The organism is Streptomyces sp. I05A-00742 (genome assembly GCF_013055795.1).
Classification (GTDB): Bacteria; Actinomycetota; Actinomycetes; order Streptomycetales; family Streptomycetaceae; genus Streptomyces.
On sequence record NZ_JABETO010000018.1, the window covers coordinates 39,648 to 59,558 of the forward strand.

Genomic DNA, 19,911 nt, shown 5'->3' on the forward strand with positions numbered 1-19,911 from the left:
CACCACGATAACGGGTAACGTGGCCGGGCCAAAAACCGAGAGGTCAGACAGGCCCTGTGAGCCGGTCTGACCTCTTCGGAGGCTTACGTGCCAGAAGGTGTCAGTTCTTCTGGATCTGGTCGAAGCTGAGCTCGACCGGGGTCTCGCGGCCGAAGATCTCGACGAGGCCCTTGACCTTCTTCGAGTCGGCGTTGATCTCGTTGATCGTGGCCTGGAGCGTCGCGAACGGGCCGTCGGTGACGGTGACGGAGTCGCCGACCTCGAAGTCCAGCACCTGGACCTCGACCTTGCGGCTGGGGGCCGGGCGGCCCTCGGCCTCGGCGGCCTCCTTGGCGGCCTTCTCCTCGGCCTCCGGGGCGAGCATCTTGACGATCTCGTCCAGGGTCAGCGGGTACGGGTCGTAGGCGTTGCCCACGAAGCCGGTGACGCCGGGGGTGTTGCGGACGACGCCCCAGGACTCGTTCGTCAGGTCCATGCGCACCAGCACATAGCCGGGGAGCTTGTTCTGGCGGACGGTGCGGCGGTCGCCGTTCTTGATCTGGACGACCTCTTCCTGCGGCACCTCGGCCTGGAAGATGTAGTCCTCGACGTTGAGCGAGACGGCGCGCTGCTCGAGGTTGGTCTTCACGCGGTTCTCGTAACCCGCGTAGGTGTGGATGACGTACCACTCGCCGGGCAGCCCGCGGAGCTCCTCGCGGAGCGCGGCGACCGGGTCCACCGGAGCGGTCTCCTCGGCCTCGGCGGTCTCCTCGGCGTCGGCGTCGGCCTCGGCGAGTGCCTCGGTCTCGTCCTCGACACGCACGGCGGCCTCCTCGGCCGGCTCGCCGGCCGCTGCCTCCTCCGCGTCGAGCTCGTCGGCGCCATCGGCATTCTCGACGATCTCGCGCTCGGTGTCGTCAGCGGCAGCCCCGCCCTCGACCTCGGCCGAGGCAGCCGCGGCATCGACGTCGGCCGGTTCTGCCGACTCGACGGGCTCGGCGGCGTCGTTCAGGTTCGGGTCAGACACGTGGCTGCTTCTTCCTGGCTACAAGGGGTGGAACGTGCGAAAAGGCGGCTCTCCGGAACCCTCCCGGAGGCGACCGCCTTGGCGCGCGGGCGGGCTCAGCCGAAGACGTACTTGACGGCGTGGCTGAACCCATAGTCAATCACGGTCACGAGACCAATGACGATGACGACGAAGACGATCACCACAGTGGTGTACGTCGAGAGCTGGCCACGCGAGGGCCAGACGACCTTGCGGAGCTCCGCGACGACCTGGCGGTAGAACAGCGCCATGCGCCCCAGCGGGCCCTTCTTGCCACGCTTGCCGCCGCGGCGCTTCTTGACGGCGACCTCGTCCTCGGGACGACCGCTCTCAGGCGTCGCGGTGGAGCCAAGGGCTTCCGTCACTACGTCCTCACCTGAATCCGGGTCGTGGCCGTGCCGCGCCCGGTTGAGCCGCACGGCGGTGCATCAGTGCGTACGCACGCACCTCGGTGACGATGCGTGTAGCAGGGCCGAAGGGACTTGAACCCCCAACCGCTGGTTTTGGAGACCAGTGCTCTACCAATTGAGCTACGACCCTTTGTGGTTCCCCCAACGTACCGCATCCGTACGACCGCACGATGTGTCCGGACGGATTCGCCTGTGAGGGGCCAACGACGCCTGAGTGTACGTGGTCCTGGCTCCGACGTCGAACAGATACCGCCGGGGTCGGTGGAAAACCCCCGGACAGGACGTGGTCCGCCCCCTGTTCCGAAGGGCTCGCGCGGGTCTCCGGGGCCGGGGCGTGGACGTCACGTACCGGTCCGTGGAACCTGCGCGCCCCCCGTGCGCGGGTTCTGCGACGATGCCCTTATGACCGATGCCACCGCTCCCTTCCCCGCCGCCCAGGCACCCACCGACCGCCGGGTCTCCACCCGTATCGGGTCGATCTCCGAGTCCGCGACGCTCGCCGTGGACGCCAAGGCCAAGGCCCTCAAGGCCGCCGGGCGTCCGGTGATCGGCTTCGGCGCGGGCGAGCCGGACTTCCCGACGCCGGGCTACATCGTCGACGCCGCCGTGGAGGCCTGCCGCGATCCCAGGAACCACCGCTACACCCCGGCCGGCGGGCTCCCCGAGCTCAAGGCCGCCATCGCCGCGAAGACGCTGCGCGACTCGGGCTACGAGGTCGAGGCGTCCCAGGTGCTCGTCACCAACGGCGGCAAGCAGGCCATCTACGAGGCGTTCGCCGCGATCCTCGACCCGGGCGACGAGGTGATCGTCCCGGCGCCGTACTGGACCACGTACCCCGAGTCGATCCGGCTCGCGGGCGGCGTCCCGGTCGACGTCGTCGCCGACGAGACCACCGGCTACCGGGTCTCCGTCGAGCAGCTGGAGGCGGCCCGCACCGAGCGCACCAAGGTGCTGCTCTTCGTCTCCCCGTCCAACCCGACCGGCGCCGTCTACTCCCGCGCCCAGGTCGAGGAGATCGGCCGCTGGGCCGCGGAGCACGGGCTGTGGGTGCTGACGGACGAGATCTACGAGCACCTCGTCTACGGCGACGCCGAGTTCTCGTCGCTGCCGGTGGTCGTGCCCGAGCTGCGGGACAAGTGCATCGTGGTCAACGGTGTCGCCAAGACGTACGCGATGACGGGCTGGCGCGTGGGGTGGATCATCGGCCCCCAGGACGTGGTGAAGGCCGCGACCAACCTCCAGTCGCACGCCACGTCCAACGTGAGCAACGTCGCCCAGCGCGCGGCCCTGGCCGCCGTCGCCGGCGACCTGACGGCCGTCGAGGAGATGAAGGTCGCCTTCGACCGCCGCCGCCGCACGATCGTTCGTATGCTCAACGAGATCGACGGCGTCCTCTGCCCCGAGCCGGAGGGCGCGTTCTACGCCTACCCGTCGGTCAAGGCGCTGCTCGGCAAGGAGATCCGCGGCAAGCGGCCCGCCACCTCCGTGGAGCTGGCGGCGCTCATCCTGGAGGAGGCCGAGGTCGCGGTCGTCCCTGGTGAGGCGTTCGGCACCCCGGGCTACCTGCGCCTGTCGTACGCGCTCGGCGACGAGGACCTGACCGAGGGCGTCTCGCGGATCCAGAAGCTGCTGGCCGAGGCGCGCTGACGCGACGAGGCACCCCCGTCGGCGAGGGGGTGCCTCGTTCTCGTTTTCGGGCCGTTCCCCGTTCAGGGAAACGCCCTTCCGGTCGGCCGGGTCGATACGGCAGGATCCGGGAATGGAGAACGTTCGCGACGTCCGTCTGCTGCCGAAGGCCCATCTGCACCTCCACTTCACCGGCTCGATGCGCCCCGCGACCCTGCTGGAGCTCGCCGACAAGTACGGGGTGCACCTGCCGGAGGCCCTGAGCGGCGGCGAACCCCCGAGCCTGCGGGCCACGGACGAACGCGGCTGGTTCCGGTTCCAGCGGCTCTACGACATCGCCCGCTCCTGCCTGCGCTCCCCCGAGGACATCCAGCGGCTGGTGTTCGAGGCCGCCGAGGAGGACGTCCGGGACGGCTCGGGCTGGCTGGAGATCCAGGTCGACCCCACCTCGTACGCGCCCCGGCTGGGCGGCCTGATCCCCGCGATCGAGATCATCCTGGACGCGGTGGAGCGCGCCTCCCGCGACACGGGCCTCGGGATACGGGTCCTCGTCGCCGCGAACCGGATGAAGCACCCCCTGGACGCCCGGACGCTCGCCCGGCTCGCCGTGCGCTACGCCGACCGCGGCGTGGTCGGCTTCGGCCTCTCCAACGACGAGCGGCGCGGCCTCGCCCGCGACTTCGACCGCGCCTTCCAGATCGCCCGCGAGGGCGGCCTGCTCGCCGCCCCGCACGGCGGCGAGCTCGCCGGCCCCGGCAGCGTCCGCGACTGCCTCGACGACCTCCACGCCGGCCGCGTCGGCCACGGCGTCCGCGCCGCCGAGGACCCCCGCCTCCTCCGCAAGCTCGCCACCCGCGGCGTCACCTGCGAGGTCTGCCCCTCCTCCAACGTCGCCCTCGGCGTCTACGAAAAACCCTCCGACGTCCCCCTCCGCACCCTCTACGAAGCCGGCGTCCCCATGGCCCTCGGCGCCGACGACCCCCTCCTCTTCGGCTCCCGCCTGGCCGCCCAGTACGAGCTGGCCCGCGAGCACCACGCCTTCACGGACGAGGAGCTGGCGGAGCTGGCCCGGCAGTCGGTACGCGGGTCGGTGGCGCCGGCGGACGTGCGGGGGCGGATGCTGGCGGGGATCGACGCGTGGGTGGGGGGTGGGGCGGCGTAGGGGGGCGCACATCAGCCCGTCCGGCGTTTGAGGACGCGCGCCGCAGGCGTGCTCGGGGGTGCGGGGGCTTGCCCCCGCAAGAAACGGTGAAATGGGGGTGCCCCCTCTGGGGGAGGGGTTGGGGCATCCCCCTAAAGGCTGACCCCCACCGTCACCGGCTCATTCACCAGCGTCACCCCAAACGCGTCCCGCACCCCATCCCGCACCTCACGGGCGAGAGCCAGCAGATCCTCCGTCGTCGCGGCCCCCCGGTTCGTGAGAGCCAGCGTGTGCTTGGTCGAGATCCGGGCAGCCCCACCCCCGTACCCCTTGGTGAATCCCGCCTTGTCGATCAGCCACGCGGCAGAGGTCTTCACCAGCCCGTCCCCCGCCGGATAGGCGGGCGGGACGACGTCCGCCCCGAGCCGCTCCGCCGCCCGCGCCAGGAACGCGGCATGCTGCTCGGCCGTGAGGACGGGGTTCATGAAGAAGGACCCCGCGGACCAGGTGTCGTGATCCTCCGGATCGAGCACCATGCCCTTGCCGGCGCGCAGCCGCAGCACGGTCTCCCGGGCGGCGGCGGCGGGGACACGGTCCCCGGCCCCGACACCTAGGGCGCGGGCGGTCTCGGGGTACTTGAGAGGGGCGGAGAGCCCACCCGCGTCCTCCAGGGCGAAGCGGACGCGGAGGACGACGTAGCGGGCGGGGTCGGCCTTGAACCGGCTGTGCCGGTAGGAGAAGCCGCACTCGGCGTTCGGCAGGACGACGGTCTCACCGGTCCGGCGGTCGTAGGCGACGACCTCCGTGATCACGGAGGAGACCTCCTGGCCGTAGGCGCCCACGTTCTGGATCGGGGTGGCCCCGGCCGAGCCGGGGATGCCGGCCAGGCACTCGATGCCGGCGAGCCCGGCCTCGACGGTCCGGGCGACGGCGTCGGACCAGTTCTCGCCGGCGGCGAGCTCCAGACGGGTCCCCTGGAGTGTGAATCCGGTGGTAGCGATGCGCAGAGCTGTGCCACTGAAACCTTTGTCGGAGATCACGAGGTTGCTGCCGCCGCCGATGATCAGCAGCGGCGTCCCGGCCGCGTCCGCCTCGCGCACGGTCGCGATCACTTCCTCGTCGGTGACGGCCGTGACCAGCCGGGTCACGGGGCCACCGAGGCGGAAGGTGGTCAGGGGGGCGAGGGGGGTGTCGTGGAGTTCCTGCACGGCGACAAGGGTACGGGGGCGGCGCGGTCCGCCCCCGCCCCGGCTAGGCCCGGACCGGCTCCGGGGCGTCCACCGGCGCCGCGGAGCGCCGCCGGGCCCGCGGTATCAGCGCCGCGGCCACGGCCGCCAAGGCGACACCCCCGGCCCCGATCCACAGCGCCGGCACCGTCCCGTCGACGAACTGCTGGGACGACCCGAACCCGCCGCGGGCGGCGAAGACCGAGCCGAGGACGGCGACGCCGAACGCGCCGCCCAGTTCGCGCAGCGCGCTGTTCGCGCCGGACGCGATGCCCTGCTCGGCGGGGCGGACGGAGCCCATGGCGAGGGCCGAGGCGGGCGCGAAGTAAAGCGCCATGCCGACGCCGTTGAGGACCAGTGCGGGGAGCTGGTCGGTGTAGGAGAGGTCGGCGGAGAGCACCAGGGCGTAGTAGGCGAGTCCGACCGCCTGGAGCGCCAGGCCCCAGACGACGACGATGCGGCCCCCTATGCGGTCGGCGAGCAGGCCCGCGAGCGGGGCGACGATCAGCGACATCCCGGTCCAGGGGAGCATCCGCAGTCCTGCCTCGGTGGGCGAGTAGCCGCCGACGCCCTGGAGGAACTGGCTGAGCAGGAAGATCGAGCCGAACATGCCGAAGAACATGAGCAGTCCGGCCGCGTTGACGCCGCTGAAGGCACGGCTGCGGAAGAGCCGCATGGGAAGCATGGGCTTCTCGTGGGTGATGCTGTGGCGGACGAACGCCAGGAGCAGGACGGCGCCGGCGATCAGCCCGGTGAGCACGCGGCCGCCGGTCCAGCCATGGGTGTTGACGTTGACGACGCCGAAGACGATGCCGAACAGGCCGCTGCTGACGAGGGCCGTGCCGACGAGGTCGAGGCGGGCGTCCGGGGCGTGGGACTCGGCGACGCGGAGCCGGACGAGCGGCAGCAGGAGCAGTCCGATGGGGACGTTCAGCCAGAAGATCCAGTGCCAGGAGATGTGTTCCGTGAGCCCGCCGCCGATGAGCGGCCCGGTGGCGACGGCGAGGCCGTTGATCGCGCCCCAGATGCCGAAGGCCGTGCCGCGCCGCTCGGGCGGGGTGGCCGCGGTGAGCAGGGTGAGGCTCAGCGGCGTCATGATCGCGGCGCCGACGCCCTGGAGGGCGCGGAAGGCGATCAGCCCGTCGATGCCGGAGGACAGGGCGGCGCCCGCGGAGGCGGCGGTGAAGAGTGCGATGCCGATGGCGAAGCACCGGCGGCGGCCGAACCGGTCGCCGAGCGCGGCGCCGAGCATCAAGAGGACGGCATAGGTGAGCGTATAGGCGCTGACGGTCCATTCGAGGTCTTCGAGCGATCCGCCGAGGTCCTCGCGGATGGAGGGCAGTGCGGTGGTGACGACGAGATTGTCCAGCGCGGCCATGAAACCGGCGGCGCCGGCGACGACGAGCGCCCAGAAGGCCCGTCGCGGGGCGTGCTGATCCATTTCTCCCCCTACTTATTTATCAGTCACTAACTTTGCGGGTCAAAAGAAAGTCCGGCCCGCGGGGGCCGGACCGGGTCAGTCCTGCTCGGAGGGCAGACCGTCCCACACCCGGTGCTCGGCCGGGAAACCCAGCGAGACCAGGCTGTTGATGAGCATCCCGTGCCCCATAAACCGGGCGGTCGCCTCCGCGTCGCCGCCCAGCGCGAGGTGGGCGTGGTCGTGGATCTGCTCCCAGCGCTCCCGGATCGGGCGGCCGAACTCCATATCCCCCGCCGCTTCGGCGGAGGCGACCGCGACGCACATCTGCAGGAGCATCAGCAGCGTTTCCTTGTCGCGGGCGATGAGGTGCTCGTACGCCACGCCCATCGCCACCTTGCGACCCTCGGTCGGCACGCCCTCGGCGGCCTCCGCGAAGGTGCGGACGATCTTCTCCTGACACGCCTCGACGGCCGCCAGGAAGATCGCCTGCTTGCCGGGGAAGAGGCGGAAGAGGTAGGGCTGCGAGACCCCCACCCGGCGGGCGATCACCTCCGTCGAGGTGCCGTGGTAGCCACCCCGCGCGAACTCCGTGACCGCCGCCCGGACGACGCTCGCGCGCCGCTCCTCCGCGCTCATCCTGACCATGGAGAGAAGATTAGTGGCTACTAACTAACCTCGCAACCCCCGACCCCGGCCCCCGCGGACCTATGCCAGCCGGACCACGGCCCGCGACATGCCGAGCACCTTCTGGCCGGCGCTGCGCGCCAGCAGGTCGACGCGCACGGTCCGCGCCTCGTCGTCCAGCTTGGCCGCGACCTTGGCGCTGACCTCGATGACCGCGCCCTCGTCGTCGTTCGGCACGACGACCGGCTTGGTGAAGCGGACCCCGTACTCGGCCACCGCTCCCGGGTCACCGGTCCAGTCGGTGACCACGCGGATCGCCTCGGCCATGGTGAACATGCCGTGCGCGATCACATCCGGGAGCCCGACCTCCTTGGCGAACCGCTCGTTCCAGTGGATCGGGTTGAAGTCCCCCGAGGCGCCCGCGTAGCGCACCAGGGTGGCGCGGGTCACGGGGAACTCCCGCGCCGGCAGCTCGGTGCCGACCTCGACCTCGTCGTAGGAAACCTTGGCCGTCATCACGCCTCCTCGGCAGCGGCTTCTTCGGGGCCCCGGGCCACCAGCATCGTGTGGGCGGTCACGACGTGCTCGCCGTGCTCGTCGTGGACCTCGCCGCGGATCGTCAGCAGGTCGTTGCCCGCCATCGACTTGATCGACTCGATGGTGGAGGTGACCGTCAGCCGGTCGCCCGCGCGGACCGGGCGGACGTACGCGAACTTCTGGTCACCGTGGACGACGCGGCTGTAGTCGAGCCCCAGCTGCGGGTCCTGGATCACCTGGCCCGCGGCCCGGTACGTGATCGCGAACACAAAGGTCGGCGGGGCGATCACATCCGGGTGACCGAACGCCTTGGCGGCCTCGGTGTCGGTGTACACCGGATTCGCGTCGCCGATGGCCTCGGCGAATTCACGGATCTTCTCGCGGCCGACCTCATAAGGGGCGGTGGCCGGATAGGTCCGGCCGACGAAGGACTGGTCGAGCGCCATCGGCTCGGTACCTCCTGGGTGTGGATACGCCACGAGGCCGCCCCCGGGAATCGGGGACGGCCTCATGAACGACTGTGCGTTATCGCGTTTCGCGGTGCGCGGTGTGCGCGTTGCAACGCGGGCAGTGCTTCTTCATCTCAAGACGGTCCGGATCATTACGCCGGTTCTTCTTGGTGATGTAGTTCCGCTCCTTGCACTCCACGCAGGCCAGCGTGATCTTCGGGCGGACGTCGGTGGCAGCCACGTGAGTGCTCCTTGACGGATGGACGGATGAACGCAGACAAGAGTAGCCGATCGGAGGACCGACCCCGCAATCGGCTACTATGTGTAGCGGTGACCGGACTTGAACCGGTGACACAGCGATTATGAGCCGCTTGCTCTACCGACTGAGCTACACCGCTGTGATGCGGGAGAACCTCCCCGCCCGAAGGCGGGGAAACCTCTCACACCAGAGCCCCAAAACGGAATCGAACCGTTGACCTTCTCCTTACCATGGAGACGCTCTGCCGACTGAGCTATTGGGGCGAGCGAGGAAGACATTACACGCTCTGCGGCCGAAGGTGAAATCCGTATCGGGACGCCCCCGACCGGAGGGCCCGTGCACCGCTTCAGGGTGACTCCGGGGCCACACCAGTACGACTATTCCCCGCTCGTCGTCGCTTGCTCGAACCCGCTCCCCCCGCGGCCTAGGCTCGGACCACGCTGCGCGAATGCCCCGGACCGTAGGGAGCGCGATGCCCGACAACCAGCAGCCGCAGCCCTCGAGGAATCCCGACGGCGACGCGAGCTCCCCGTCCGGTTCCCCGGCCGGCGGCGGCCCCGGCGAGAAGCCCCTGGTGCTCTGCGGCGCCCACCTCGCCGACGGCCGCGTGGTGGACGTCCGGCTCAGCGGCGGGCGCGTCGAGGCCGTCGGGACGGCGGGCAGCCTCGCCCCCGGCGTCCGCTGCGACCTCGCCGGCTACCTGCTGCTGCCGGCCCCCGCCGAGCCCCACGCGCACGCCGACACCGCGCTCACCGCCGACCTCGACGGCCCGGTCCCGGACGGCGTCGAGGACGTCCAGCGGCGCGCCACCGAGGCCGCCCTGCTCCAGCTCGGCCACGGTGCCACCGCCGTGCGCTCGCACGTCCGGGTCGGCGATGTGCACGGGCTGCGGGCGCTGGAGGGCGTCCTGGCCGCCCGCCGCGTCCTGCGCGACCTCACCGACCTCACGGCCGTCGCCGTCCCCCGGCTGCTCACCGGGCTCGCCGGGGCCGACGGACTGGCCGTGCTCCGGGACGCGGTCAAGATGGGCGCCACCGCCGTCGGCGGCTGCCCCGACCTCGACCCGGACCCCACCGGCTATGTGGAGGCCGTCCTCCAGATCGCGGCCGAGCACGGCTGCGCCGTCGACCTGCACACCGACGCCGACGACCCGCCCCGGCTGGCCCGGCTCGCCGCGATGGCCGGCGGACTGCGCCCGGCCGTCACCCTCGGCCCGTGCGGCGGGCTGGCCCGGCTGCCGCGCGAGACGGCCGTCCGGGCGGCCGAACAGCTCGCCGCCGCCGGGGTGACCGTGGTGTGCCTGCCGCAGGGCGACTGCGGGGTGACCGCGCAGAGCCGCTACCGCGTCTCGCACGCCGCGCCCGTACGGCTGCTGCGCGCCGCGGGCGTCCGTGTCGCGGCCGGCAGCGGCGCGATCCGGGACGCCGCCAACCCGGTCGGCCGCGGCGACCCGCTGGAGGCCGCCTTCCTGCTCGCCTCGCGCGGCGAGCTGACCCCGGAGCAGGCGTACGAGGCGGTCTGCGGGCGGGCGCGGGAGGCGATGGGCCTGGCCGAGGTCCGGGTGGAGGCCGGTTTCCCGGCCGAGCTGCTGGCCGTCCGGGGCGGCGGGATCGCCGGGGTGCTGTCGCTCGGGTACAGCCGCCTGGTGGTGCACGGGGGGCGGGTGGTGTCCCGTACCAGCGCCGTCCGCGAGTACCGGCACTCGGCGGGCGCCGTGTCCCTGGACCTGCCCCGGCAGGCGCCGCGCGGGGGCGAACCCTCCTGATGCCCGGTCCGGGCGGGGCGTACGGTCGGATCATGCGCATTGTCATCGCTGGTGGACATGGACAGATCGCGCGCCGGCTGGAGCGGCTGCTCGCCGCGCGCGGGGACGAGGTGGCCGGCATGGTCCGTCGGCCGGAACAGGCGGGCGACCTGCTCGCCGCGGGCGCCGAACCGGTCGTCTGCGACCTGGAGTCGGCGTCCGTCGCGGACGTCGCCCGGCACCTGGAGGGCGCCGACGCCGCCGTCTTCGCGGCCGGCGCGGGCCCCGGCAGCGGCGTCGAACGCAAGGACACCGTGGACCGCGGCGCGGCCGCGCTCTTCGCCGACGCGGCGGAGGCGGCCGGGGTGCGGCGCTTCGTCGTCGTCTCCAGCATGGGCGCCGACGGCGAGCCCCCCGAGGGCACCGACCCGGTCTTCGCGGCCTACCTGCGGGCCAAGGGCGCCGCGGACGAGGACGTCCGCTCGCGCGCGGGCCTGGACTGGACGATCCTGCGCCCCGGCCGCCTCACGGACGACCCCGGCACCGGCAGGGTCACGCTCGACGCGTCCACGGGCCGCGGCGAGGTCACCCGCGACGATGTCGCGGCGGTCCTGCTGGCGCTGCTGGACGCACCGGGCACGGCCGGCCGGACGCTGGAGCTGACCGGCGGCACGACGCCGGTGGCGGAGGCGGTGCGGAACGTGGCCGGCTGCTGAGACGGGTCGGCTCGGGGCAGCAGAAAGGCCCCTGTTCCCGGAGGAACAGGGGCCTTCTCCTGTGGCGGCGCCAGGATTCGAACCTGGGTAGGCTAAGCCGACGGATTTACAGTCCGCTCCCATTGGCCACTCGGGCACACCGCCATGGGGCTGCTTCGGACTCCCTTTCGAGAGTTCCTGGCAACGACGTAAACCATACCCGATGCCCGGGGGTGCTCCGCCACTCGATTCGAAGCCAGCCGAACGCTTCCGGGATGACTAGGCTTGCGGGGCGGCCGCCCTCCGGACCCGTCCCGGCCACCCGCCGGGAGCCTCCCCGGAGGCGCCCCCCACGCCGCGACCCCTGACGGAAATCTACGCACGAGGAGCCAACTCAATATGGCCGACTCCAGTTTCGACATCGTCTCGAAGGTCGAGCGGCAGGAGGTCGACAACGCCCTCAACCAGGCCGCCAAGGAGATCTCGCAGCGCTACGACTTCAAGAACGTCGGCGCCTCGATCGCCTGGTCCGGCGAGAAGATCGAGATGCGGGCCAACTCCGAGGAGCGGGTCAAGGCGATTCTCGATGTCTTCCAGTCGAAGCTCATCAAGCGCGGCATCTCGCTGAAGTCCCTGGACGCGGGCGAGCCGCAGGCATCGGGCAAGGAGTACAAGATCTTCGCTTCTCTTGAGGAGGGCATCTCCCAGGAGAACGCCAAGAAGGTCGCCAAGATCATCCGCGACGAGGGCCCGAAGGGCGTCAAGGCCCAGGTCCAGGGCGACGAGCTGCGCGTCTCCTCCAAGAGCCGCGACGACCTCCAGGCCGTCATCACGCTGCTCAAGGGCAAGGACCTGGACTTCGCCCTCCAGTTCGTGAACTACCGCTAGCCGCGGGCACCCGGCGCGAGGGCGCGCAGGGAAAGGTTCCGGCCTTTTTCCTGCGCGCCCTCATCCGTTGTGCACCGCTTTCACGGCTCCCGACGAACCGTCAGAAGTCGACGTTCGCGGCCTCGTCCACGCGCATCACCGACTCCTGGTGGAACTGCTTCTTGTAAGCGGCGCGGATCGCCTCGATGCCCGGGTCCTTGGCGCGCGCCTGCCGCTTCGGGTAGAGGACCGTCAGCTCGTAGGAGCGCTCGCGGATGACGACGCCCTTGGCGTCCCGCCACTGGCCGCGGGCGTTCTCGATGGTCAGGCCGTCGGGGAAGACGGGCGTGACGCGCTTGGCGACGAAGTCCGTGAACTGCTTGTCGGTCACGTCCGGCCGGCCGCCGTTGCCTCCCGTGCCGAAATACAGATGGGTGCCGATGTACGGCTTGCCCCGCACCGGTGTCTGCTGGGCGGCGGGGGCCGTGTCGGTGTCGAGCGCGGCGTAGGCCGTGGGAGCCCCCACGGCGAGCACCGCCGCGGCGGTGACGGCGGCGGCGCGCAGCCGGGGCCTGGTGCTGAGCATGGTGCGATTCCCTCCCGTAGGGCACCGGCCCGGCGGCCGACGCACTCCCGCGCGGACGTGCGCGGCCCCCAACTCTGGTGCGTACGGGGGACGTCGGCAGGGAATCGCCCGGTCTTGGCCGAAAGCGGACGCCCGGGGTGCGGGAGCGGCCGGGCGCGCGCCGTCAGCGGGTCGCGAACGGCTCGTCCGTGGGGACGATTTCGCGGCCGAGCGGCATGAGGGAGATCGGGATCAGCTTGAAGTTCGCGATGCCCAGCGGGATGCCGATGATGGTCACGCAGAGCGCGATGCCGGTGAGGATGTGGCCCAGCGCCAGCCACCATCCCGCGAAGACCAGCCAGATGACGTTCCCCAGCAGCGAACCGGCCCCGGCGTCGCGCCGTTCGACCGTCGTACGGCCGAAGGGCCAGAGTGCGTAGGACGCGATGCGGAAGCTGGCGATGCCGAAGGGGATGGTCACGATGAGTACACAGCAGATCAGGCCGGCGACGACGTAGCCGATGGCCATCCAGAGGCCGCAGAGGACCAGCCAGATGACATTCAGGATGAACCTCATGGAATAACCCTTTCACGCGACCGGTGCTCCGGCCAGCAAGACGCCCGGGCGGTCACGCACGGTTGCGCCGCTCCGGTCGGGGGCCTGACGCGGGAGCAGGCTTCGGAGCCGCCCCGAGGAAGACGTTCGGACATGTTCCGGAGACGGAAGGCCATTCAGCCGCTCGTCCGGCGTCCCTACGGTTGGGGACATCAGCCGAGCGAACACCTCGCACAGATCAAGGAGCGCCCCCATGCGTGCTGTTGTCCAGAAGTCCTTCGGCGGCCCCGAGGTCCTGGAGCTGGTGGAGACCGGGCGGCCGGTGCCGCTCGCGGCCGAGGTGCTGGTGCGGGTCGTGGCGAGCGGGGTGAACCCGGTGGACGTGGCGGTGCGGTCCGGGGCATATCCGCTGCTGGGGGAGCCGCCGTTCGGTGTGGGCTGGGATGTCTCGGGGGTGGTGGAGGAGGCCGCTCCCGGGGCCCGGTTCAAGGTCGGGGACGAGGTGTACGGGATGCCGTTCTTCCCGCGGGCCGCGAACGCCTACGCCGAGTACGTGGCCGTCCCGTCGCGGCAGGTGGCCCTCAAGCCCGCCTCGCTGGACCATGTGCACGCCGCGGCGCTGCCGCTCGCGGCGCTCACGGCCTGGCAGGGGCTGGTGGACGCGGCGCGGGTGGCCGAGGGCGACCGGGTGCTGGTCCACCGCGCGGCGGGCGGCGTGGGCCACCTCGCCGTCCAGATCGCGAAGGCCCGCGGTGCCGAGGTGACCGCCCTGGCCAGTGCCGGGCGGCACGAGTTCCTCCGCGGTCTGGGCGCCGACCACGTCGTCGACTACCGGAACACGGACTTCACCGAGGCCGTGAAGGACATGGACGTGGTCTTCGACTCCACGTCCCAGGGCGACCGTTCGCTCACCGTGCTGCGCCCCGGCGGCACGCTCGTCAGCATCATGGAGCACGGGGACCGCGACCTCGCCGCCCGGACCGAGGCGGCCGGGTTCCGCTTCGCCGGGGTCTCGGTGGAGCCGGACCACGCGGCCCTGGAGGCCATCGCCGGACTCGTGGACGCCGGCCGGATCCGGCCGCACGTCGACGCGACGTTCCCGCTGGCCGAGGCGGGCGGGGCGCATGAGCTGGTGGGCTCCGGGCGGGTGCGGGGCAAGGTCGTGCTGACCGTCGGCTGACGGCTTCCGGGGCGGCCGGGCCCGGCCCCTATCGTGTGGGGCCTTACGGAGAGGAGAACGCGGTGGACATCCTGACCGAGGCGCTGGCCTCGATGCGGACCGGGAGCCCGGCCTCCGTCCGTACCGACGGGCACGCGCCGTGGGGGCTGCGGCTGCCGCCCGTCGCGGGGGCGGGGTTCCACGTGGTGCTGCACGGCAGGTGCTGGATGATCCCGCTGGACGACGCGGAGACGTACCCGGAGCCGGTCCTGCTGGAGACCGGCGACGTGATCTTCCTGCGGGACGGGCGCGGCCACATCCTCGCCGATCACCCGGACACCCCGGCCACGGACGAGGACGCCGCGCCGTTCTGCCTCGGCACGCCGATCGGGACGGTCACGCTGGGCGGCGACGGGCAGCGCACCAGTCTGCTGTGCGGCAACTACCACCTGGACCAGGGCAGGCCGCACCCGCTCGTCGGGCGGCTGCCCGCGGTGATCCACCTGCCGACGCGGGACGGCCGGCACCCCGAGCTGAGCGCCGCCGTGCGGTTGCTCGGGGCGGAGGTGGAGAACCCGCGGCCGGGCTCGGCGGGCATCGTGCCCTCGCTGATCGACTCGCTGCTGCTGTACATCCTGCGGGCCTGGCTGGAGGACCGGCCGGCCGGGGACGGCGCGGGGTGGGCCGCGGCGCTGGGCGACCCGGTGGTGGCGCCGGCGCTCAGCGCGATCCACGAGGACCCGTCGGCGCAGTGGACGGTCGAGTCGCTGGCCGGGCGTTCCGGGCTGTCGCGGGCGGCGTTCGCCCGGCGGTTCACGACGCTCGTCGGGGAGCCGCCCGTGGCGTATCTGACCCGCTGGCGGATGACGACGGCGGCGCGGCTGCTGCGCGAGTCGGACGCCCCGCTGACCGCTGTGGCGGCGCGGGCCGGGTACGGCTCGGAGTTCGCCTTCGCCAAGGCGTTCAAGCGGGAGTTCGGGCAGCCGCCGGGCGGGTACCGGAGGGCGGCGCGGGCCGCGGCCTGAGGCGGCGGGCGTCCCCCGTTCGGCGTAGCGCAGCGCGCCGCCGGGCGGCCCGGAGGCCATGGTGGGCGTGCCGCCGTCCGGCGGGCGAGGCCGTCCAGGGGGAGCCCAGGAGGAACCATGCGCACTGTGATCCTGTCGGTGGCACTGGCCGCCGTGAGCGTGCTCGGCGTCACCACCGCGCAGGCGGGGCCGGCCGACATCGACGTGTTCACCTGCGTCGACGGTGGCGGCATACCGGACTACGGCGACGCCGACAAGGGCGAGTTGACGGTGGACATCAAGGCCACCTGCAAGGGCGGCTCGCACAACGGCGAGACGGTCTCCTAGCCGAGCTCCCGGTCCCCCGTCGGGCCCCGGCCGCCGCCCGCCATGCGCTCCAGGCGGCCGATCCGCTCGGCCATGGGCGGGTGGGTGGAGAAGAGCTTGGACATGCCCTCGCCGGGCCGGAACGGGTTCGCGATCATCAGGTGGCTCGCGGTCTCCAGGCGGGGCTCGGGCGGGAGCGGCAGCTGCTTGGTGCCCGCGTCCAGCTTGCGGAGGGCGGACGCCAGGGCGAGGGGGTCGCCGGTGAGGCGGGCGCCGGACGCGTCGGCCTCGTACTCGCGGGAGCGGCTGACGGCGAGCTGGATCAGGGAGGCGGCGATCGGGCCCAGCAGCATGATCATGATCATGCCGATGATGCCGGGGCCCTCGTCGTCGTCGGACCGGCCGATCGGGATCAGCCAGGCGAAGTTCACCAGGAACATCACCACCGACGCGAGGGCGCCCGCGACCGACGAGATCAGGATGTCGCGGTTGTAGACGTGGCTGAGCTCGTGGCCGATGACGCCGCGCAGCTCGCGCTCGTCGAGGAGGCGCAGGATGCCGTCGGTGCAGCAGACCGCGGCGTTGCGCGGGTTGCGGCCGGTGGCGAAGGCGTTGGGGGCCTCGGTCGGCGAGATGTACAGCCGGGGCATGGGCTGGCGGGCGGCGGTGGAGAGCTCGCGGACCATGCGGTAGAGGTGCGGCGCCTCGAACTCGCTGACCGGGCGGGCCCGCATGGCCCGCAGGGCGATCTTGTCGCTGTTCCAGTAGGCGTAGGCGTTGGTGCCCAGCGCCACCAGGACGGCGACGAGCAAGCCCGTGCGGCCGAAGAGGCTGCCGATGACGATGATGAGCGCGGACAGGCCGCCGAGAAGTACGGCGGTCCTGAGCCCGTTGTGCCGGCGGTGCACGGTACGCCCTCCAGGTGGTGCGGCAGGGGAACCCTTGAACCAGTGGAACCTTTCGTACTGGTCAACGCGAGGCGGAGCTCGCTAGTTCCCTTGTGCACGGGGTGGGGCGTGGGCTGTTCGGGTGAGCGCGGCGGCGGATCTCGTCGGCACCGCGGAGGGGCGCCCCGATCTTTCTGGAGGGGACGCCCCAACCCTTTACAGGAGCGTTCCCGAGGCGAAGCGCAGCACCAGCTGCGGTGCGCCCGAGAGGGCGACCCCCGCCAGCGCGGCCGCGCCGATCGCCGCCGCGAGGGGGAAGGGCACGCGGGTCCTCGTCGCGGCGATGCCGCCCTCGGTCCCGCCCTCGACGCCGCCCTCCGCCGGGCCCGCCGGGCGGAAGAGCACGGCCGTCCACCGGAGGTAGTAGTAGAGGGCGATCACCACATTGACGGCCATGACCGCCGCCAGCCACCCCAGCCCGGCGTCGATCGCCACCGAGAAGACCGTGACCTTGGCGAACAGTCCGATGACGCCCGGCGGCAGCCCCGCGAGGCAGAGCAGGAAGAAGCCGAGGGCGAGCGCCGCGAGGGGGCTGCGGGCGGAGAGGCCGCGGTAGTCGGTGAGGCGGTGGTCCGGGCTGGTGCGGGCGACGAGGGCGGCGACCGCGAAGGCGCCGAGGTTCACGGCCGCGTACATCAGGGCGTAGGCGACGGTGGAGCCGACGGCGTGGCCCGGGTCCTGGATGTATCCGGCGGCGGCCAGCGGGACCAGCAGGTAGCCGGCCTGGCCGACCGAGGACCAGGCGAGCAGGCGTACGGCGCTGTGCCGCCGGTCGGGGCGCTGGCGCAGCGCGGCGACGTTGCCGGCGGTCATGGTGAGGGCGGCGAGGACGGCGAGGGCCGGGCCCCAGACGTCGGAGTAGGACGGGAACGCGACGACCGTCACGAGGGCGATGCCGGTGAAGCCGACCGCCTTGCCGACGACGGAGAGGTAGCCGGCGACCGGCAGCGGGGCGCCGACGTAGGCGTCCGGCACCCAGAAGTGGAAGGGGGCGGCGGCCGTCTTGAAGGCGAAGCCGACGAGGGTGAGCACCACGCCGGTGCGGGCGAGGACGGTCAGCCGCGGGTCGACGTCGCCGAGGCTGTGGGCGACGTCGGTGAGGTGCATGGTGCCGGTGGCCGCGTAGACGAAGCTGACGCCGAGGAGGGTGACGGCGGTGGCGGTGACCGAGGAGAGGAAGAACTTCAGCGCCGCCTCGGAGGAGCGCCGGTCGCCGCGGCGCAGGCCGACGAGGGCGAAGGCGGGCAGCGAGGCGACCTCCAGGGCGACGACGAGGGTGGCGAGGTCGCGGGAGGCGGGCAGCAGGGCGGCGCCGGCGGCGGAGGACAGCAGCAGGAACCAGTACTCGCCGGCGGGCAGGTCCTCGTCCCGGACGGTGGTGAAGGACAGCAGCGCGGTCAGCAGCGCCCCGCCGAGCACCAGGAACTGGATGACGAGCGTGAAGTGGTCGGCCTCGTAACTGCAGGTGTGGCTGCCGCCGGTGAGGCAGAAGGTGCTGCGGGTGCCGGCCCGCAGCGGGATCAGCGCGAGTCCGGCGAGGAGGAGGCCGCCGACGGTGATGCCGCCGAGGACGTTCTTCTTCTCCGCGGGCAGGAAGAGGTCGGCGACCAGGACGACGAGCGCCACGACGGCGGTGACGAGGGGCGGTGCGACGGCGAGCCAGTCGACGGACTGGACGATGCTCGGGGTGAGGGACCCGGCCAGGGAGTCGGCGAGGAGAACCATCAGTTGCCTCCTCCGAGGAGCTGCTGGACGGCGGGGTCGGTGAGGCCCAGGAGGGCCGCGGGCCAGAGCCCGGCGAGGACGGTGAGGACGACGAGCGGCGTCCAGGCGGCGAACTCGTACGGGCGGACGTCCGTGAGCGCGGGACCGACCGCCCCGGCGGGGTGCTGTTCGCCGTTGCCGCCCATGCAGACGCGGCGGACGACGGCCAGGAGGTAGGCGGCGGTCAGCAGGGTGCCGAGACCGGCCAGGACCATGAAGGTGAGGTAGGCCGGGCGGCTGAGCCCGTCGGCGGGGCGGAAGGAGGCGAACATCGCCAGCATCTCGCCCCAGAACCCGGCCAGTCCGGGCAGTCCGAGGGAGGCGACGGCGCCGAAGGCGAGGAGGCCGCCGAGGCGCGGGGCCCGGCCGTAGAGCGCGGCGCCGGTGGGGCCGGAGAGCTGGTCGAGGTCGGTGGTGCCGTAGCGGTCCTTGACGCCGCCGACGAGGAAGAACAGCAGGCCGGTGATGAGGCCGTGGGCGACGTTGGCGAACAGGGCGGCGTTGACGCCCGTCGGGGTGAGGGTGGCGATGCCCAGGAGGACGAAGCCCATGTGCCCGACGGAGGAGTAGGCGATGAGCCGCTTGAGGTCGCCCTTGGCACCGCGGCGGGCCAGCGCGAGGCAGACCAGCGAGCCGTAGACGACGCCGACCGCCGCGAAGGCGGCGAGGTACGGCGCGAAGGTGTGGGCGCCGTCGGGGGCCATGGGCAGGACGATGCGGACGAGGCCGTAGGTGCCCATCTTCAGCAGGACGCCCGCGAGGAGCACCGAGCCGACAGTGGGGGCGGAGGTGTGGGCGTCGGGCAGCCAGCTGTGCAGCGGCCACATCGGGGCCTTGACGGCGAGTCCGGTGCCGATCGCCAGAACGGCGATGACCTGCGTGGAGTGGCTCAGCCCCGACCCGTTGTCAGTGGCGAGTGCCACCATGTCGAAAGTGCCGCCCTTGATGCCGATGAGGAGGAGGCCGAGCAGCATCACCACGGACCCGAGCAGGGTGTAGAGGATGAAGCGCCAGGCGCCGCGCTCGCGTCCCTCGCCACCCCAGCGGGCGATGAGGAAGTACATCGGGACGAGCACCGTCTCGAACGCGAGGAAGAACAGCACGAGGTCGAGGACGGCGAACGAGGCGAGGGTGCCGGCCTCCAGGAGCAGCAGCAGCGCGACGAAGGCCCGGGTTGACGGGCCGTCAGCCCGCCGCGTCAGCGGCATATGTTGCGGCCGGAAGTAGCTGTACAGCGCGCAGAGGAAGGTGAGGAGCGAGGTCAGGACGAGGAGGGGGAGCGAGACGCCGTCCACGCCGAGGTGGAACCGGATGCCGAGGGCCGGGATCCAGCTCAGGTCGGTGGTGGCCTGCATCGTGGCCGGGTCGTCGCGGTCGAAGCCGGCGGCCAGGGCGACGGAGAGCGCGAGCACGGCGCCCGTGACGGTGACGCCGTGCCGCAGGACGGCCTGGTCGGGGCCGCGGCCCTTGAGCCCGGGCGGGGCCGGGAGCAGGGCGGCGACGGCTCCGACGAGGGGGAGGACGACGACCGCGAGGAGGAGGATCTGGAGAACGGTATGGCTCACGG

21 protein-coding genes and 4 tRNA genes are annotated in these 19,911 nt (G+C 72.2%); 8 read left to right on the plus strand and 17 right to left on the minus strand.

Going from position 1 to position 19,911, the window contains the following annotated elements:
• Window positions 1-100: 100 nt before the first annotated feature.
• From nusG to HN013_RS18490, 3 genes are all read right to left on the minus strand, one after another.
• A complete protein-coding gene (gene nusG, locus HN013_RS18480) occupies window positions 101-1,006 on the minus strand; it encodes a transcription termination/antitermination protein NusG (RefSeq protein WP_171167549.1) in 906 nt (301 codons plus the stop codon).
• Window positions 1,007-1,101: 95 nt separating this feature from the next.
• The gene (gene secE, locus HN013_RS18485) at window positions 1,102-1,389 is read right to left on the minus strand and encodes a preprotein translocase subunit SecE (protein ID WP_171167551.1); all 288 of its coding nucleotides are present in this window, start codon (window positions 1,387-1,389) and stop codon (window positions 1,102-1,104) included.
• Between the two features lie 102 nt (window positions 1,390-1,491).
• A tRNA-Trp gene (locus tag HN013_RS18490) sits at window positions 1,492-1,564 on the minus strand.
• A 272-nt stretch (window positions 1,565-1,836) separates the two neighbouring features.
• Here HN013_RS18490 and HN013_RS18495 point away from each other — a divergent pair.
• Window positions 1,837-3,081, plus strand: a complete 1,245-nt coding sequence (locus HN013_RS18495) for a pyridoxal phosphate-dependent aminotransferase (protein ID WP_171167553.1) — start codon at window positions 1,837-1,839, stop codon at window positions 3,079-3,081.
• 112 nt (window positions 3,082-3,193) lie between these two features.
• On the plus strand, window positions 3,194-4,222 hold the full coding sequence (locus tag HN013_RS18500; protein WP_171167555.1) for an adenosine deaminase: 1,029 nt from the start codon (window positions 3,194-3,196) through the stop codon (window positions 4,220-4,222).
• A gap of 131 nt (window positions 4,223-4,353) precedes the next feature.
• On the opposite strand, the gene HN013_RS18505 is transcribed toward HN013_RS18500, so the two are convergent.
• From HN013_RS18505 to HN013_RS18540, 8 genes are all read right to left on the minus strand, one after another.
• Complete coding sequence (locus tag HN013_RS18505) at window positions 4,354-5,409, minus strand: UDP-N-acetylmuramate dehydrogenase (RefSeq protein ID WP_171167557.1); 1,056 nt, start codon at window positions 5,407-5,409, stop codon at window positions 4,354-4,356.
• Window positions 5,410-5,452: 43 nt separating this feature from the next.
• Window positions 5,453-6,868 carry a DHA2 family efflux MFS transporter permease subunit gene (locus tag HN013_RS18510; protein WP_171167559.1) on the minus strand — a complete coding sequence of 472 codons (1,416 nt, stop codon included), beginning with the start codon at window positions 6,866-6,868 and terminating at the stop codon, window positions 5,453-5,455.
• 75 nt (window positions 6,869-6,943) lie between these two features.
• Window positions 6,944-7,492 (minus strand): TetR/AcrR family transcriptional regulator, encoded by a 549-nt coding sequence (locus tag HN013_RS18515; protein WP_171167560.1) that lies wholly within the window; start codon window positions 7,490-7,492, stop codon window positions 6,944-6,946.
• A gap of 60 nt (window positions 7,493-7,552) precedes the next feature.
• Window positions 7,553-7,987, minus strand: a complete 435-nt coding sequence (locus tag HN013_RS18520; RefSeq protein ID WP_171167562.1) for a MaoC family dehydratase — start codon at window positions 7,985-7,987, stop codon at window positions 7,553-7,555.
• The gene (locus HN013_RS18525; RefSeq protein WP_171167564.1) at window positions 7,987-8,454 is read right to left on the minus strand and encodes a MaoC family dehydratase N-terminal domain-containing protein; all 468 of its coding nucleotides are present in this window, start codon (window positions 8,452-8,454) and stop codon (window positions 7,987-7,989) included. The genes HN013_RS18520 and HN013_RS18525 overlap by 1 nt, the downstream gene beginning before the upstream one ends.
• A 79-nt stretch (window positions 8,455-8,533) precedes the next feature.
• Window positions 8,534-8,698: a 50S ribosomal protein L33 gene (gene rpmG / locus HN013_RS18530; protein ID WP_004571794.1), complete on the minus strand. Its 165-nt coding sequence runs from the start codon at window positions 8,696-8,698 to the stop codon at window positions 8,534-8,536.
• A gap of 84 nt (window positions 8,699-8,782) precedes the next feature.
• Window positions 8,783-8,855 (minus strand) — tRNA-Met (locus tag HN013_RS18535).
• A 51-nt stretch (window positions 8,856-8,906) separates the two neighbouring features.
• A tRNA-Thr gene (locus HN013_RS18540) sits at window positions 8,907-8,979 on the minus strand.
• Window positions 8,980-9,188: 209 nt separating this feature from the next.
• Between HN013_RS18540 and HN013_RS18545 the strand changes: the two genes are divergently transcribed.
• Complete coding sequence (locus HN013_RS18545) at window positions 9,189-10,481, plus strand: amidohydrolase family protein (RefSeq protein ID WP_171167699.1); 1,293 nt, start codon at window positions 9,189-9,191, stop codon at window positions 10,479-10,481.
• A gap of 32 nt (window positions 10,482-10,513) precedes the next feature.
• Window positions 10,514-11,176, plus strand: coding sequence for an NAD(P)H-binding protein (locus HN013_RS18550; RefSeq protein WP_171167566.1), 663 nt, complete (start codon window positions 10,514-10,516; stop codon window positions 11,174-11,176).
• Between the two features lie 62 nt (window positions 11,177-11,238).
• On the opposite strand, the gene HN013_RS18555 is transcribed toward HN013_RS18550, so the two are convergent.
• A tRNA-Tyr gene (locus HN013_RS18555) sits at window positions 11,239-11,320 on the minus strand.
• A 234-nt stretch (window positions 11,321-11,554) separates the two neighbouring features.
• Here HN013_RS18555 and HN013_RS18560 point away from each other — a divergent pair.
• Window positions 11,555-12,043: a YajQ family cyclic di-GMP-binding protein gene (locus HN013_RS18560; protein WP_171167567.1), complete on the plus strand. Its 489-nt coding sequence runs from the start codon at window positions 11,555-11,557 to the stop codon at window positions 12,041-12,043.
• A 100-nt stretch (window positions 12,044-12,143) separates the two neighbouring features.
• Here the strand turns inward: HN013_RS18560 and HN013_RS18565 are convergent, their stop codons facing one another.
• Window positions 12,144-12,608: a DUF3574 domain-containing protein gene (locus tag HN013_RS18565; protein ID WP_171167569.1), complete on the minus strand. Its 465-nt coding sequence runs from the start codon at window positions 12,606-12,608 to the stop codon at window positions 12,144-12,146.
• A 163-nt stretch (window positions 12,609-12,771) separates the two neighbouring features.
• Window positions 12,772-13,164: a YccF domain-containing protein gene (locus HN013_RS18570; RefSeq protein WP_171167571.1), complete on the minus strand. Its 393-nt coding sequence runs from the start codon at window positions 13,162-13,164 to the stop codon at window positions 12,772-12,774.
• 232 nt (window positions 13,165-13,396) lie between these two features.
• On the opposite strand from HN013_RS18570, the gene HN013_RS18575 reads away from it, so the two are divergent.
• The 3 genes from HN013_RS18575 to HN013_RS18585 all read left to right on the plus strand — a co-directional run bounded on the left by HN013_RS18575 (window position 13,397) and on the right by HN013_RS18585 (window position 15,654).
• A complete protein-coding gene (locus HN013_RS18575; protein WP_171167572.1) occupies window positions 13,397-14,323 on the plus strand; it encodes an NADP-dependent oxidoreductase in 927 nt (308 codons plus the stop codon).
• 62 nt (window positions 14,324-14,385) lie between these two features.
• Complete coding sequence (locus tag HN013_RS18580) at window positions 14,386-15,327, plus strand: AraC family transcriptional regulator (RefSeq protein WP_171167574.1); 942 nt, start codon at window positions 14,386-14,388, stop codon at window positions 15,325-15,327.
• Between the two features lie 117 nt (window positions 15,328-15,444).
• Window positions 15,445-15,654: a hypothetical protein gene (locus HN013_RS18585; protein ID WP_171167576.1), complete on the plus strand. Its 210-nt coding sequence runs from the start codon at window positions 15,445-15,447 to the stop codon at window positions 15,652-15,654.
• On the opposite strand, the gene htpX is transcribed toward HN013_RS18585, so the two are convergent.
• The 3 genes from htpX to HN013_RS18600 form a co-directional block, all read right to left on the minus strand.
• Window positions 15,651-16,541 carry a zinc metalloprotease HtpX gene (gene htpX, locus HN013_RS18590; protein ID WP_171167578.1) on the minus strand — a complete coding sequence of 297 codons (891 nt, stop codon included), beginning with the start codon at window positions 16,539-16,541 and terminating at the stop codon, window positions 15,651-15,653. The genes HN013_RS18585 and htpX overlap by 4 nt on opposite strands.
• A 195-nt stretch (window positions 16,542-16,736) precedes the next feature.
• Window positions 16,737-18,305, minus strand: coding sequence for an NADH-quinone oxidoreductase subunit N (locus tag HN013_RS18595; RefSeq protein WP_171167580.1), 1,569 nt, complete (start codon window positions 18,303-18,305; stop codon window positions 16,737-16,739).
• The gene (locus HN013_RS18600; protein ID WP_171167582.1) at window positions 18,305-19,909 is read right to left on the minus strand and encodes a NuoM family protein; all 1,605 of its coding nucleotides are present in this window, start codon (window positions 19,907-19,909) and stop codon (window positions 18,305-18,307) included. Before HN013_RS18600 ends, HN013_RS18595 begins: the two co-directional genes overlap by 1 nt.
• Window positions 19,910-19,911 lie beyond the last annotated feature (2 nt).

Bases quoted from the DNA above. Each gene is read 5' to 3' on its own strand.
- HN013_RS18495 (WP_171167553.1), top strand. From the start codon at position 1,837: ATGACCGATGCCACCGCTCCCTTCCCCGCCGCCCAGGCACCCACCGAC.
- HN013_RS18500 (WP_171167555.1), top strand. From the start codon at position 3,194: ATGGAGAACGTTCGCGACGTCCGTCTGCTGCCGAAGGCCCATCTGCAC.
- HN013_RS18510 (WP_171167559.1), bottom strand. From the start codon at position 6,868: ATGGATCAGCACGCCCCGCGACGGGCCTTCTGGGCGCTCGTCGTCGCC.
- HN013_RS18515 (WP_171167560.1), bottom strand. From the start codon at position 7,492: ATGGTCAGGATGAGCGCGGAGGAGCGGCGCGCGAGCGTCGTCCGGGCG.
- HN013_RS18520 (WP_171167562.1), bottom strand. From the start codon at position 7,987: ATGACGGCCAAGGTTTCCTACGACGAGGTCGAGGTCGGCACCGAGCTG.
- HN013_RS18525 (WP_171167564.1), bottom strand. From the start codon at position 8,454: ATGGCGCTCGACCAGTCCTTCGTCGGCCGGACCTATCCGGCCACCGCC.
- HN013_RS18545 (WP_171167699.1), top strand. From the start codon at position 9,189: ATGCCCGACAACCAGCAGCCGCAGCCCTCGAGGAATCCCGACGGCGAC.
- HN013_RS18550 (WP_171167566.1), top strand. From the start codon at position 10,514: ATGCGCATTGTCATCGCTGGTGGACATGGACAGATCGCGCGCCGGCTG.
- HN013_RS18560 (WP_171167567.1), top strand. From the start codon at position 11,555: ATGGCCGACTCCAGTTTCGACATCGTCTCGAAGGTCGAGCGGCAGGAG.
- HN013_RS18565 (WP_171167569.1), bottom strand. From the start codon at position 12,608: ATGCTCAGCACCAGGCCCCGGCTGCGCGCCGCCGCCGTCACCGCCGCG.
- HN013_RS18570 (WP_171167571.1), bottom strand. From the start codon at position 13,164: ATGAGGTTCATCCTGAATGTCATCTGGCTGGTCCTCTGCGGCCTCTGG.
- HN013_RS18575 (WP_171167572.1), top strand. From the start codon at position 13,397: ATGCGTGCTGTTGTCCAGAAGTCCTTCGGCGGCCCCGAGGTCCTGGAG.
- HN013_RS18585 (WP_171167576.1), top strand. From the start codon at position 15,445: ATGCGCACTGTGATCCTGTCGGTGGCACTGGCCGCCGTGAGCGTGCTC.
- HN013_RS18595 (WP_171167580.1), bottom strand. From the start codon at position 18,305: ATGGTTCTCCTCGCCGACTCCCTGGCCGGGTCCCTCACCCCGAGCATC.